Source organism: Chryseobacterium gleum (assembly GCF_900636535.1).
GTDB lineage: Bacteria > Bacteroidota > Bacteroidia > Flavobacteriales > Weeksellaceae > Chryseobacterium > Chryseobacterium gleum.
In genome coordinates this window covers 1,932,247-1,945,963 of the sequence record NZ_LR134289.1, presented here as the reverse complement: position 1 = coordinate 1,945,963, position 13,717 = coordinate 1,932,247, and the positions used below count along the sequence as shown (strand labels likewise).

12 protein-coding genes are annotated in these 13,717 nt (G+C 34.9%); 7 read left to right on the top strand and 5 right to left on the bottom strand.

What is annotated here, in order from left to right; all coding sequences use genetic code 11:
- Nucleotides 1-38: 38 nt before the first annotated feature.
- Nucleotides 39-1,298 (bottom strand): hypothetical protein, encoded by a 1,260-nt coding sequence (locus EL165_RS08945; protein ID WP_002977711.1) that lies wholly within the window; start codon nucleotides 1,296-1,298, stop codon nucleotides 39-41.
- 107 nt (nucleotides 1,299-1,405) lie between these two features.
- Nucleotides 1,406-1,972, bottom strand: a complete 567-nt coding sequence (locus EL165_RS08940; protein WP_002977712.1) for a helix-turn-helix domain-containing protein — start codon at nucleotides 1,970-1,972, stop codon at nucleotides 1,406-1,408.
- Between the two features lie 233 nt (nucleotides 1,973-2,205).
- Between EL165_RS08940 and EL165_RS08935 the strand changes: the two genes are divergently transcribed.
- The 6 genes from EL165_RS08935 to EL165_RS08910 all read left to right on the top strand — a co-directional run bounded on the left by EL165_RS08935 (nucleotide 2,206) and on the right by EL165_RS08910 (nucleotide 9,131).
- The gene (locus EL165_RS08935) at nucleotides 2,206-3,348 is read left to right on the top strand and encodes a cation:proton antiporter (protein WP_126358614.1); all 1,143 of its coding nucleotides are present in this window, start codon (nucleotides 2,206-2,208) and stop codon (nucleotides 3,346-3,348) included.
- Between the two features lie 189 nt (nucleotides 3,349-3,537).
- Nucleotides 3,538-3,990: an Hsp20/alpha crystallin family protein gene (locus tag EL165_RS08930; protein WP_002977715.1), complete on the top strand. Its 453-nt coding sequence runs from the start codon at nucleotides 3,538-3,540 to the stop codon at nucleotides 3,988-3,990.
- Nucleotides 3,991-4,178: 188 nt separating this feature from the next.
- Nucleotides 4,179-4,775, top strand: coding sequence for a Crp/Fnr family transcriptional regulator (locus EL165_RS08925; RefSeq protein ID WP_002977717.1), 597 nt, complete (start codon nucleotides 4,179-4,181; stop codon nucleotides 4,773-4,775).
- Between the two features lie 155 nt (nucleotides 4,776-4,930).
- A complete protein-coding gene (locus EL165_RS08920) occupies nucleotides 4,931-6,676 on the top strand; it encodes a CocE/NonD family hydrolase (RefSeq protein ID WP_002977718.1) in 1,746 nt (581 codons plus the stop codon).
- Between the two features lie 784 nt (nucleotides 6,677-7,460).
- A complete protein-coding gene (locus EL165_RS08915; RefSeq protein ID WP_050791133.1) occupies nucleotides 7,461-8,057 on the top strand; it encodes a Crp/Fnr family transcriptional regulator in 597 nt (198 codons plus the stop codon).
- 126 nt (nucleotides 8,058-8,183) lie between these two features.
- A complete protein-coding gene (locus EL165_RS08910) occupies nucleotides 8,184-9,131 on the top strand; it encodes a terpene synthase family protein (RefSeq protein WP_002977724.1) in 948 nt (315 codons plus the stop codon).
- A 310-nt stretch (nucleotides 9,132-9,441) separates the two neighbouring features.
- On the opposite strand, the gene EL165_RS08905 is transcribed toward EL165_RS08910, so the two are convergent.
- The 3 genes from EL165_RS08905 to EL165_RS08895 form a co-directional block, all read right to left on the bottom strand.
- Complete coding sequence (locus EL165_RS08905; protein ID WP_002977727.1) at nucleotides 9,442-10,410, bottom strand: alpha/beta hydrolase family protein; 969 nt, start codon at nucleotides 10,408-10,410, stop codon at nucleotides 9,442-9,444.
- A gap of 178 nt (nucleotides 10,411-10,588) precedes the next feature.
- Entirely contained in the window at nucleotides 10,589-11,512 is a 924-nt protein-coding gene (locus EL165_RS08900; protein WP_126358613.1) for a hypothetical protein, read from the bottom strand.
- Nucleotides 11,403-12,032: a hypothetical protein gene (locus EL165_RS08895; RefSeq protein WP_002977730.1), complete on the bottom strand. Its 630-nt coding sequence runs from the start codon at nucleotides 12,030-12,032 to the stop codon at nucleotides 11,403-11,405. Before EL165_RS08895 ends, EL165_RS08900 begins: the two co-directional genes overlap by 110 nt.
- A 616-nt stretch (nucleotides 12,033-12,648) precedes the next feature.
- On the opposite strand from EL165_RS08895, the gene EL165_RS08890 reads away from it, so the two are divergent.
- Nucleotides 12,649-13,281, top strand: a complete 633-nt coding sequence (locus tag EL165_RS08890) for a hypothetical protein (RefSeq protein ID WP_002977734.1) — start codon at nucleotides 12,649-12,651, stop codon at nucleotides 13,279-13,281.
- Nucleotides 13,282-13,717 lie beyond the last annotated feature (436 nt).

Here is a 13,717-nt window from a genome sequence, read left to right as displayed (position 1 = left end):
GATGTTGGATTTTTTTATAATTGATAAATTAATTGTCTTTACCATTTAATTTTTATTTTAGGAACAACTTTTCTGATCTCCTTTGCCACATTATTTCCTGCTTTTCCCAGCTCATTGCTTATATTTCTGACCAGTTTTACCGCTTCATGATTTTTCCCGGGACCGTATTGTAAATCGTGAACTGTAGAATTCCATGTTCTGACAATATCGTTTGTGGGTCCAAACTGATCTTTTAACGCTTCTCCGATTTGGTTCAACCCTTTAACAATTGTATTGTTTTTTCCAAAACATCCATGATCGCCACCGACTCCGTTGGTCAGGCATTTACTTAATTCCCGGTAGGTCAATTGTCCGCCGGCGCAACCAGCAAATGCATAAGGCTGGCCTCCTGTACTTACAGCGCACTCTACTGCTATCTGTGCTTCTGTATTCAGATTAAGCTTGCCTGCACCGTAGCACACAGCAGTTCCCATAAAAGAAACTTCTCCGCTATTGGCCTGATCTTTAAAACAGGATACCAGTTGTTTTAATTCAGGATCATTTACTTTGTCAGCAAAACATAGCGGATACATTTCATAATGATCACCGTATTCTTTATAGCATTTCATCATATCCTGAGTAATCTGCTTCTCTTTGGAACCACCTAATATACTTAGCATACAAAGACTTTGTTCCTCCGGAGTGGCCGAATTTTTGGCGCATTTGTAAATTTCAAGTTCTTTCCTGCCGGCCATATTCGTCACCATACAGTCACCGAATTCCAGCTGATTTAATGTGCCGTCAAAGTTCAGGGAGTTCTTGTAGCAGTCTACGGCAGTTTGTTCGCTCGTCATCATAACATCTCCAAAAGGCTTTTGCTCATCAACAATCTGTGTGGGGATCGGTCTTACGCCGTCAGCAGTTTCAATCCCTGTCTGATTATCATAAACTGGTTTCGGCAGGTGCATAACAGGTGGAGGAGGAACAGGAATATTGGAATAACCTACGACCCGATATCCATATCTGTAATCCAGTTCAATAATATTCTTATTAAAATCCAGAAAAAATGCCTTTTGATAAGGAACGGCTGACGGCAGACATAAATAGTTAATTCCCGTCTGGTCATATACTGCCTGACCTGCATTTCCCGGGTTACCGTCCTGAACGATCATCCCTGTGTTATACATGGTAAAGGACTGACCATACGTTGTCAAAAAAAACTGGCCGATAGGATAAACCTGCGCAAACAGGAAGGAACAGAAACTCATAAGTGAAACCAGTCCGCTTATAATGAATAATTTTTTGATGATAGTATTCATGGTACTTCTTTTTTGATAAAGTTACCGCTGAAGACCAATAGCTGGAAATTACCCGTTTTCGCTATTTTTTTAATGATGAGACCGTGTGGAAATTTTGTGAGCCGAATTTATATTCTTGACATGACCCTGAATTCTGTGGGCCTCATATTGGTCAGCTGGTGGAAATTATTACTGAAAGCTGCAATATTGGAATATCCGACTTCATAGGTGATTTCAGTCATATTCAGGTCTGTATCTTTGATCAGTTCCATAGCCCGGATGATTCTCAACATTTTTATATACTGAATAAAAGTGATGTGAAGTTTGGTCTGAAATAATCTTGTCAGGCTTCTCACACTCATCCCTGACTCCTTTGCCGTATTCTCTAAAGTAAGCTTTTCATGTAACTGATTTCTAAGACGGTCTGTAACAGCATTAAGCCGCTGATCATCTTTTGTGGGAAGCTGAATAGAAAACTTTTTAAGATTTTCCTTCGATAAGAGCTCCTTCAATGTGGTCAGAAATTGAAATTCCCAGGAACCTTTATAATAATTTCCCTGCCATTTTTCGCTGAAGGCAAGCATTTCAGATAACAGCTTGCTTACCGGATAGATTCCCGGTTCATTATAAAAACCGTCAGAACTTTCTTCGGGAAAATAGATGTTGATAATATACAGATCCTGAGTGTTAAACATCAGGTTATGAGGATGTTTTAGTGATAAGATTAAAACCCGTCAGCCAATCTGGAAATTTTGACAGTGATCCGGAAAAAATATCATACTGTTGTAACTGGTATTTTTTTTGTTATCCTCTGAAAGCCAGCCAGCTTTATCAGTGGGTGTACTTTACTGGACAGTTCCGTTTTACAGACGGTTTTTCAGCTTAATTGTAAGATTGGTAATACGTAAATATAAACAGTTACAGAGATATGCTTTGGACAGTATGTGTTTTGTGTATGACAATTTTAGGACTGATGTTTTTACTGAAAAGACTTCATCAGCCTTATCTTATTGCCTATATCATAGCAGGGATACTATTGGGACCTTACGGAGTAAAGCTCTTTGACCAGCCTGAAGAAATAGAGGCAGTTGGTGAGGCAGGGATTTTATTGCTGATGTTTTTTATCGGGATGGAAATCAATGTCCCCAATAAAAAAAGCCTTATTATTAAGCCGGTATTGGCTCAGGGCATCAAAATATTGCTGAGCTTTATGTTCGCTTTTTTACTTGGATGGATCCTTACACTTGATTTTAAGAGTATTTTGCTCATCGCAATTCTCTTTACCTTTAACAGTACAGCAGTGGTTGTGGAATTTTTGAAGAAACACGGAACACTGCATACAGCTTTTGGTATTGTTATTCTCAATATTCTGTTGCTGCAGGATCTTCTCCTGGCCCCGGTGCTGACCTTGCTTAAGTTTTGGAATGGTGAAAAGTTTAATATGCTGAACTTTGTCATTCCCCTGGCTATCTGTATCGGAATTTTTTTAATATTCAGGAAAATAAGGCATCTGAGGGAAATCAGATTTTCAAGTACGTTTCTTGAAAATGACCATGATCTGCAGGTGTTTTCCGGCCTTTTTATCTGCCTTGGGTTTGGGCTTGTTGCAGAAGTTGTAGGTTTGAGTGCTGCATTGGGAAGTTTTATTGCCGGAGTTGTAGTAGGAAAGATCAGGGCATTTCACTGGCTTGAACATTCCCTGTTGCCCTTCAAGGTTTTCTTCGTGGCACTTTTCTTTGTATCCATTGGTTTGAGGCTGGACCTCAATTATCTGTTTTCCAATTATGTGCTCATTACCATAGGTACTTTAGTTGTACTGATCAGCAACAGTGTCATGTCATCTATATTTTTCAGAATATTGAACTTCAGATGGAAAGACAGTTTTTATGGAGGTGCATTGCTGTCCCAGACGGGAGAATTTGGAATCCTTGCCCTTTCCATTGCTTATAAAACAGGAATGGTGGGATATGATCTTTATAAGGCCGGACTTGGAATTACCTGTTTATCACTTCTGTTGTCTACTATTTGGATCAGTTGTTCTGTTAATTTCCGTAGAAATAAAGCTGTCTGAGAGCAAAGGAATCAAATGCATGTGAGATTATACAGATAGCTATATGCCAAAAAACTGAAATTTTGACAGGAATGCGGAAAAAATATCACACTTTGGCAACTGGTATTTTTTTTGATAAATTTTTCATATACAGCTGGCCGGCTGACGTGTAATTAAATGATTGTTAAACTTATTTAAAAAGAAATTGCTATGAATAATCTAGTAAGAAGAAACGGAAACAGCAACCTGGCTTTTTCAAACATCTTTGATGATTTTTTTGGTCGTGAACTTTTTAACTGGGGAAATAACAATTACTCTTCTACCAGTACAACAGTACCATCAGTAAATATAAAGGAAAACGGAGAAGCGTATGAAGTTCAGGTTGCTGCTCCGGGAATGGATAAGAATGATTTTCAGATCAAACTGGATGGTAACCTGCTGACGATTTCATCCATGAAACAGGACAGCAGTGAAACAAAAGAAGAGAATTTTACAAGAAGAGAATTCAGTTATCAGTCCTTCCAGAGAAGTTTCGAACTTCCAAAGGATGTTGTAGACCAGGATAACATTAATGCAAAATATGAAAACGGGTTGCTTATGCTGACCATTCCTAAAAAAGAGGATGCAAAGCAGAAACCACCTAGAATGATCGAAATATCGTAAACTGAAAATGGCTGCTAAAAGGCAGTCATTTTTTATTTTTATACTTTTTTAAATATGTCGGTGGTATATTGTTTAACTTGTTGGTTTTAATGGTTTTAAATAGTTGTGGTGGTCCAGAATTTGCATTTAAAGATAATACCTTTTTACTAAGATATTGTTTTGAAATCATAACAAATAACTGAGTAATTATGATCATCGATGAAAATCTTTTACTTGAAAATGGAGCAGTTTATGAGGATTATCAGGCAAAGGAAATTATTTATGAGCTGGGAGATATTCCCCATTATTATTTCCAGATTGTTAAAGGAACAGTTGAATTGAATAATTACCATGAAGATGGGAAAGAATTCACACTGAATATCATTTCAGAGGGGCAGAGCTTTGGAGAGTCTTTACTTTTTGGGAACAAGAAATATCCGATGAATGCCATTGCAAAAACCGATTGCAAAATCCTTAAACTGCCAAAGTCCAATTTTTTGAGTATGCTGAGTGAAAATATGGAACTGATTTTTACCATGTTCCGCTATCTTTCTGACCGGCTTTTCTATAAATATGTAATGCTGTTTAATAATTCTACCATAGACCCGGTGCTGAAGATAAAATCTTTAATGGATTATTATAAGGAAAGCTCACTGAACCAAAGCCCTTATTCTTACCTGGTTCCGCTCACCAGACAGCAAATTGCCAATTTAACGGGATTACGTGTGGAAACAGTTATACGTACCATTAAAAAGATGGCAGAGGATGGACTTCTTAAACTGGATGGACGACAGATTTTTTACTGAAATCAGATGTCGGGGGGCTATTTGAAAATAATCACAGACAATCAGTTTAAAAAACAGGATGTAACAGTTCGTAAATAACAATTGTCTTCATTATAAGATGAAAGTCCTGCAGTTACTCATTGTGCTGTATTATTATTTCTTTAAAAAATAACCTCATGAAAGCGTACACAGGTATTCTGATTCTATTGAATTTTTTACTGGCACCAATACTGCAGGCCCAGCAAACATTGTGGGGCAGCCGGCAGGAAAAGGAAAGTATATACATTATTCAGGATAGCGTAATGATCCGCACAAGGGACGGAGCAGAAATTTCTGCAATGGTGGTACGTAAAAAAAATGATAATGTTCCTCTGCCTGTAATACTGCAGTTTACAATTTATGTGCGGGATCAGGGACGGGATATACAATCGCTTAAAGAAGCTGCAGACAGAGGATATATAGGTGTTATGGCTTATACGAGAGGAAAGCGTTTCAGTCAATCTGAGATTTTTCCGTATGAAACCGACGGAAAAGATGCCTATGATGTGATAGACTGGATCAGCAGGCAGCCATGGTGTAATGGTAAAATAGGAATGTACGGAGGAAGTTACAACGGCTTTACGCAATGGGCCGCAGCCAAAAAGCTGCATCCTGCCTTAAAAACAATTGTCCCATACGTTGCTAATCGCCCGGGAATGGGACTTCCTATGGAAAATAATATTTTTATCAATCCTAATTATGAATGGTCCTTTTATGTAGGCAATAATAAATATCTGGATAACAAAACAGGTGACGACCGGAAAAGATTCCGGAATATGATGTTCAGATGGTGGGAAACAGGAGTCGCTTATGGTAAAATGGATAGCATTGATGGCACACCCAACCGTCTTTTTCAGCGTTGGATAAGCCATCCTGCTTTTGATTCCTATTGGCAGAATATGGCTCCATATAAGGAAGATTTTGCCGGAATTAATATTCCTGTACTGGCCTTTGACGGGTATTATAATGATTCTCAGAATTCAGGAATATACTATTTGCGTGAACTCAATAAATACAATCCTCAAACGCCGGCTTATCTGGTGATTGGTCCTTATGGTCATTTCGGAACACAAATGGGAGGGCAGGAGGTCATTAACGGATATACAGTGAGTAAAAATGCTTTATTTCCCATCAGAGAATACACCTATCAATGGTTGGACTATATTCTGAAAGGTGCTGAAAAGCCTTCTTTTCTGAAAGATAAAATAAACTATCAGGTAATGGGAACAGATGAATGGCGAAGCGCCCCTTCAATTGATGCCATGCACAACAGGTACCTGAAATTATATCTAAGCTCTGCCAAGGTGAGTGATGATAAGTATTTGTTAAGCCCAAATAAGCCTGAAACCAAAAAATATTTAGTTCAGAAAATAGACTTTGCAGACCGTACAACCAGCAATAATGATTATTACCCGGATCCCATTATTCGGGAAAGTATATCTGGTAATGGTTACGTTTTCATAAGTGAGCCTTTGGATGCTATGCTGGTAAACGGATCTTTCCTTGGAAACATAAAATTTAGCATTAATAAAAAAGATGCAGATATTGGAGTCACTCTCTATGAACTTACTCCTGAAGGTAAATATTTTCATCTTTCTTACTATATCGGCAGGGCAAGTTATGCCAGAGATAATACTAAAAGACAATTACTGACCCCTGGTAAAAAAGAAACCATCACCTTTGAAAATACTCATCTGGTCAGCAAACAGCTGCAGAAAGGTAGCCGTCTGGTCGTTGTACTGAATATCAATAAAAATCCGTTTTCAGAACTGAATTACGGTAGTGGAAAAACTGTAGCTTCCGAAACCATTGCCGACGCAAAAGAACCATTGATTATTCATTGGTTTAATGATAGTTTTGTTGAGATTCCTGTTTTACAATAGCTGATGTAAGTTCCGTTAATTTGAATTCTATTCCTATTTTCGCTGTCGACAGATATAACTAAAAAAGGCATGAAATTATTCTAAATTAATATATTTGGCTACTATTAAATGAAGGAAAGTCATACATTCACGTTCGGGAAATAAATACTCTTTAGTTTCTTTTCTATTTTCATATGATCAGCATCATACTATGCATATTATTATCCTGCTATATTTGTAACAATAAGATCAGGAAAAATAAGAAAATAAGAACAACAAAACCTAAACTAAATTATTATCCGTTCTAAGAAACTTATTTTTCAATAAATGGCAGAAAAGGAGCATGTTATTACCTATAGAAGATGTACCAATGATCAAAAAATAGCAGTTATTGGTATTATTAAAAATTATTATCACAGTTCTACAGCTAATAATATTGTGGTATTGCCAGTTAATGCAAACTGCATTATCTACCAATGATTATGTCGAATATTCCCCTGCAGCGTTACGAAGATTTAAAGGAGATACTGTGTTCCCAATGTGACTATACTATAACGCTTTCATGAGAGTAACTATATTTTCTATACCTCAAACTTTACCTTATTAATACCAACCTGACTTTTTAAAAGTCAGGAAAAATAAATTTGGCAGCTATTAAGAATTGAATATTTACGAAATAATGTTCAGCAACCATGACTTTTATCCTTTGAGAGGAAAAACTCTGAGTTGCTTAAAATTTGCACTTATAATTACTGCCGATTTTACTGAGATATTCATTCGTAAGCATAACAAAAAATTAAATAGTATGATTATCAATGAAGATCTTTTGCTCAAAAATGGAGCAGTTTATGAAGACTATCCCGCAAAGGAAAATATTTACGAAATAGGAGGTATTCCGCATTATTATTTTCAGGTTGTTACGGGAACAGTAGAATTGAATAATTACCATGAAGATGGGAAGGAGTTCACGCTGAATATCATTCCAGAGGGACATAGCTTCGGGGAATCTTTGCTTTTTGGAGATAAGAATTATCCGATGAATGCCATTGCAAAAACCGATTGCAGAATTCTTAAATTACCAAAATCCAATTTTTTGAGTATGCTGAGTGAAAATGTAGAACTGGTTTTTACAATGTTCCGTTATCTTTCGGACCGGCTTTTCTATAAATATGTAATGCTGTTTAGTAACTCCGCCATAGATCCTGTGTTGAAGATAAAGTCTTTATTGGATTATTACAAAGAAAATGCAGCAATTCAATCGCCTTATTCTTACAGAGTCCCGCTTACCAGACAGCAAATTGCCAATTTAACAGGATTACGTGTGGAAACGGTTATACGTACTATTAAAAAGATGGCAGAAGAAAGTATTCTTAAACTTGATGGTCGACAGATTTTGTACTGATAATTTAGAAATAATAATCTCCATATAAAGATGTAAATATCTGTAATTCATATTGTTTAAAAGCATAATTTTGAGTAAAACAAATGTACTGTTCTTAAAATAATAACCATTACAACTTAAATCCAAATGAATATACCGTTATTTACGTCTGCTCTTCCAACTGCAGTGCATCCTGAACTGGACGTCCTTACAGATCATATGAAAAACTTTTTTAAAACAGAAGTCTTCAATATAATGAATGAGAACACACAGCAATATGGAGATTATATAGCAGTCGGTGCCCAATACACAGCGTATATTTTTCCTTTTGGAAATATAGAAAAACTTAAATCTGTTTGCAGATATTATAGCGTGTGGGCTCTGATGGACGATCAGTTTTTTGATAATTCTGTCGATCTGGATAATATTCTTGAGGTGATTGAAGGGTTTAAAGCAGCAGTGAATGAGCAGCCGGAGATTGATACGTTGTTTTACCCGATTGCCCGTTTTTGTTCAGGCACAAACTGGACTCAAGAGGCGAAAAACATTTTCAGACTTGAAACGGTTAAATATCTGGATAATGTATTGGTGCAGCGTACCATAGAAGTGCAGAAAAAAGAGGTTTCTCTTGATGATTATCTTGAATGCAGGGCATATGATGTTGCAATGCCGGTCATGTTTTCTCTGTTATGGTATCTTCATGATGATTTGCCGCCATCTTCTTATTACAGCGGTGTATTTGAAAAAGCTTTTAAAATTTCAGGTTTTACGATAGGACTTCTTCTTGATTTGTATTCCTATAAGGCTAAAAAGAAGGAAATCAAAGAATATGCACATGCTGTAAAAATTATCCAGAGACTTGAAAACTGTGATGAACAGTCCGCGATTGATAAGGTGGTTTCTTTATTCTATCAATACTCATCTGAACTGGAAAAAGAGTTTGATCGGCTTGAAACTCAATATCCCAATGAAGTTCGTTATTTCAGGTATATACAATCCGGCTCAATCCGGTATTGTAATGAAAACAGGAAGATCCGTTATCTGAAGGAGCATGAATCAGATGAAAATATATCTAAAGAACGAACGATACTTTGATATCTCACCTCTAAACGTGAGACAAATGGAACCCCTTTAAATGCAATATTTAAAGGGGTTTTTATATTATTGTGATAATCTACATGCAATTTAAAATACGCCTACTTCTGATACAAAACTTGTAAAGTATTTGTTTGCAGTAGTTTGCTGCTATTTAGGGACAAATAGGAGATAAATACTCACAAACCAATAATAGCTATATTAAAGTTACTTTGTCTCCTGGTACTCCGGAGATCTTGTTTTTTTAAGTTCTGTATCGGCAAGTGGTTTTTTAAAGGCTTTTTGCCTTATGGTAAACAAATAGTAACTTTTATATACTCTTATTTAGAAAATCCAATATCATCCTGCCAATTTCCTGATGAACCACTGTCCTGTCAATACCTTTGGGATCTTCAAAAAAGATAGCCTCATCCGGACTATACTCCTTTACTTTTGGTAGAAAAATATAATGGCCAAGATTCCTTTTAAGTATTCTGATCTGGGATGTAGGAATAAAACGATGATATTTTATAGCATTGCTTTTTATTGGGGCAATTGTATCCCCCTCAGTTCCGATAATAAGAACCGGGGCTTCTATTATAAACTGATCTTTGGTAGAGAAGCCTAATCCTAGAGCAGGCGCTAGCGCCACAAACGCCTTAATTCTATCATCTTTTATATTTTGAGGTATCTGTTTACAATCAATATCGTAAATTAGTGCAGTGAGATCTCCCAGTTCCGGAACATTCAACTCCTGCTTTCCCTGTTTATCTCTGGCCACTCTCCTTAGCAAAGAGCAATCTAATTTGGCTCCCGCCAAAGCAAGTGATGTATATCCTCCCAGAGAAAATCCTACAACTGCCAACTTATCATCATCTATTATTTCAGATAACTCTGTATCTTTCAACAGCTGAGATATTACAAAGGAAATATCCAATGGACGTTCCCAATACCTCACAAAATACTCTGGAATTCTGTTATCTGTAGTATTTCCAAAATGATCGACTGATGCTACAATGAACCCTCTTTCTGCAAGCAGCTTTGCCAGCCATATCAAACTGAACCTGTTACCTCCTGTACCGTGTGACAATAAAATGCATGGATGTTTTTGTACATGCATTTTAGATGATTTTTTTCCACTCACAATAGCAGGATCATGCGGATACCAGATCTCTGTCAGGAGTAAACGATTCGCTCTTGAATTATCAATATATTCCTTTGACAGATGATTGATAGTTTTAGTTTGCGCCGCTGTATAAGCATAAGCTAAAAATATTATTAAGTAAACGATTCTTATCATACATATTTCTATTATATTTTATAGACAGCTGAAAAGTTATTTTTATTACGTTGTAATACCATTTATAGTGTATTGGGATCTTGACTCTTTCAATAACTTATAAAAAAATTAAGACGCTAAAATTTAACATATTGGATACAATTTTATGGCAAAGTCAGAATTCAGCTATTGTGAAAAATCAGAATTTTGATAAATAAGTGTATAATTCTTCTTCTGGGGTAAGATTTAGTTTCTTTCTGAGGCGATATTTCTTGGCGTCCACAGATCGTATGGTAGAATTAGTAAAAATAGCAATTTGCTTGGTTCCGAAATTCATTTTTAAATACGCACATAATCTAATGTCGGCCGTTGATAATTTTGGGAATTTTTCCGTTATATTTATTATAAATTGAGGGTATATTTCTTGAAATTTTGTATAAAATGCCTGTTCATTTTTTGTGGCAAGATCAGTAAGTTGATTCAACTGTTCTGTGCTGGTATATGATTTAATATCCTGATTATTGTTTTCTTGTTCAGTAGTTGGTGTTGTTTCTGATTTGAAATTTTCTACTATATTTCGCTTAGGTATAATCATCAGAATAATAAGCAATAAACATATCCCCATAATACTGTAGTCAAAGAAATCAAATCTCCTGTAATCTTTATTCTCAATATTCTTTATTTTATTTATTACTTTTTTTGTTTCAAAATTCAAACTGTCATTGATTTTTTTATAATTATTATGTTGATTAAGAGCGTTTTGATAATCCTTTAATGCTTTATAAGCTTCTGATAGCATGGGATAAACATTTTTTAACTCATCATTTTGATTATATTTTTTTGCAAGAAAAATAGACTTATTAAAATAATCTATTGCCACTTCATGTTGATATTCTTTCATCGAAATTATTCCTAATGCTTTGTATATTTTTACCAAAGTCGCCTTATCCGTACTATTAATAAGGTATTTTTCAGCAGTAAGAATGTATTTTTTAGCATCTTTTACATTTCCTTTATGTAATAAAATGTGGCCAATAACAGTAGCAGTTGCTGAGAGGTATTTTTTTTTTATTTGGATTTGAACTTTTGATCTTAGAAGCATATTGATATGCTTTGTTTGCATATGATAGCATTGAATCCGTATCAGATTTATAAGCTTCATAATAAGAGGCCATAGTAGAACTAATATTCATTAGAGATTGGTATTTCTGATCGTTTTCAACAATATTTATAGCGATTTCTGACGCTTTTTTTAATTCATATTTTGCTAGATTATATTTTCCGATTTTAATATACATCCATGCCTTATATCTTAAGGCTCTACTTAGAATAAAATGATTATTTAGTTCTGTAGCCAGTCTGATTGTTTCATCTGATTTTTCATGTATTCCATTGATATTGTTTGTATTGTAATATATTTCCAGAAACTTAATTAATGATGCTAAACGTCCCCCATCATATCCCAGATCCTTTGAAAGATAATAAGCTTCGGTGATTAATCTTAGCATTTCCTTATCTCCTAAATTTGAATATGCATTTTTATTATTGGCTACATTGATGAGACTATCAATTTGACGTTGGGATGGATCTTTAGCACTCACGATTAATATCATGAATGAAAACATTAAACCAAAAAATTTCATAATCTAATGTATTGTATAAATTATTTGTGTTTATAGCATGAAACTGCTGAATTATAGGTACAAAATTATATATAATTATTTAATAAATAAATTTATAGGCTATTCTACACGGGGTTACTGCTAAAAAACAAGGGTTTACATAGGCTATACCCTTTTATTAACGATGAAGAGAAATTATCCCCTAATGCCTATCAAACAGTAAATTATTAATCCTGCGAGTTCTTAAAAAAATGTCACTTTATCATACTAAGATACTTTTATGTTGCGAACTACATGCATTTTTGAGTAAATACGAGTTCTTATAAAATTTAGTGGGTTATCCTGCCATTATCTTCTTAAAGGTACTTTATTTCTTTTGTTAATAATGTGGTTTAAAACAGGTATAGATGAGTGATTATGAGGAGGTATTTTTTTCACAAAAACATGTTTTTTTTCCAGTTTTGCAATACAAAATAAATCTATTTGCACTCAGGCAAGTTTAGTAATGATTTTCAAATAAATAACTTTTGAAAAGTTGGGTATAGTAACCGGACAGAAGCTTTTTAAAGTATTAGGTTCGGATGTCCCTTTAAAGATTACATTTTTAAATTCAATTTATAATTAAAATTATATACTTATGAGAAAGACTGCTTTACTGGCAAGTTTTTGTTTGTCAGTTACTTTATTTAGTCAGGTGGGAATAAATACCACTACCCCTAATGCAAGCTTAGATGTTGTAGGTAAGCCAGCAAATCCTGCTTTTTATGATGGTATTATTGCTCCAAGAATTACAGGAAACCAACTTTCTGCTAAAAACTATACTCCAAGTCAGAAAGGTGCAATTGTATATGTTACTTCAGCCGCTAATAACCCTACAGTGCAAACTAAAAATGTTAAAGAAGAAGGTTATTATTACTTTGATGGTAGTATCTGGCTGCGATTCAGTTCCGGACTCGATTCCACAACCTATTCTGGCAGTGGAACATATGGTAAAATCAGAGAAGGAAGTGGATCAGTACTGGATGATGATTATACTATTATTCTTAAAGGAAATATAACTTTACCTTCCCCGGGTGGCAGTAATACTAATAGAATCCTGGTTTTGTGTACAGCAAATTCTGGGGGAAAGCTAATATCGTCTTCTTCCGGGTCACAAATATACTTGCCGTTACATGGACCAGTTCCCAGCACAACAGTCAATCCAAATACGAATAAATGTTTAACATTTCATTCGAAAGGAAATTATTGGTATGTGACAAGCTCATACTAAGAATAAATACTATTTAATTTTGATATGCTAGAAAAGTGTTCATCTAACTTGAAGGTAGTTAACTGTTGTCCCTCGACGGTTATTATAATTCGAGAACAGTATCAATTTTTTTCGCAGATTCTAAAGACATAAATGACAAGCATACAATTAAAACATCATTATGAAGAAAATTAAATATTAGCACAATAATAAAATCTAAACCACTAAAAAGTATATAGTTTATAGTGTTATTTACTTTAAAATGTTCCGAAAAGCAACAGTGATTGGTGTTATTAAGTATACTTGGTTGATTGTGGTATACAATATTGTAGGAAAGTTTTTTTTCATTTAAAGTGTTTTTTGGCTTTTCGGCTATCCTGTCCCTTTTTATGGGACAGGGTTTTATTTAAAATAAATAGCAAATAGTTTTAAAATATCTAAATATACCCCGCTCCGC

Bases quoted from the DNA above. Each gene is read 5' to 3' on its own strand.
- EL165_RS08945 (WP_002977711.1), bottom strand. From the start codon at position 1,298: ATGAATACTATCATCAAAAAATTATTCATTATAAGCGGACTGGTTTCA.
- EL165_RS08940 (WP_002977712.1), bottom strand. From the start codon at position 1,972: ATGTTTAACACTCAGGATCTGTATATTATCAACATCTATTTTCCCGAA.
- EL165_RS08935 (WP_126358614.1), top strand. From the start codon at position 2,206: ATGCTTTGGACAGTATGTGTTTTGTGTATGACAATTTTAGGACTGATG.
- EL165_RS08930 (WP_002977715.1), top strand. From the start codon at position 3,538: ATGAATAATCTAGTAAGAAGAAACGGAAACAGCAACCTGGCTTTTTCA.
- EL165_RS08925 (WP_002977717.1), top strand. From the start codon at position 4,179: ATGATCATCGATGAAAATCTTTTACTTGAAAATGGAGCAGTTTATGAG.
- EL165_RS08920 (WP_002977718.1), top strand. From the start codon at position 4,931: ATGAAAGCGTACACAGGTATTCTGATTCTATTGAATTTTTTACTGGCA.
- EL165_RS08915 (WP_050791133.1), top strand. From the start codon at position 7,461: ATGATTATCAATGAAGATCTTTTGCTCAAAAATGGAGCAGTTTATGAA.
- EL165_RS08910 (WP_002977724.1), top strand. From the start codon at position 8,184: ATGAATATACCGTTATTTACGTCTGCTCTTCCAACTGCAGTGCATCCT.
- EL165_RS08905 (WP_002977727.1), bottom strand. From the start codon at position 10,410: ATGATAAGAATCGTTTACTTAATAATATTTTTAGCTTATGCTTATACA.
- EL165_RS08900 (WP_126358613.1), bottom strand. From the start codon at position 11,512: ATGCAAACAAAGCATATCAATATGCTTCTAAGATCAAAAGTTCAAATC.
- EL165_RS08895 (WP_002977730.1), bottom strand. From the start codon at position 12,032: ATGAAATTTTTTGGTTTAATGTTTTCATTCATGATATTAATCGTGAGT.
- EL165_RS08890 (WP_002977734.1), top strand. From the start codon at position 12,649: ATGAGAAAGACTGCTTTACTGGCAAGTTTTTGTTTGTCAGTTACTTTA.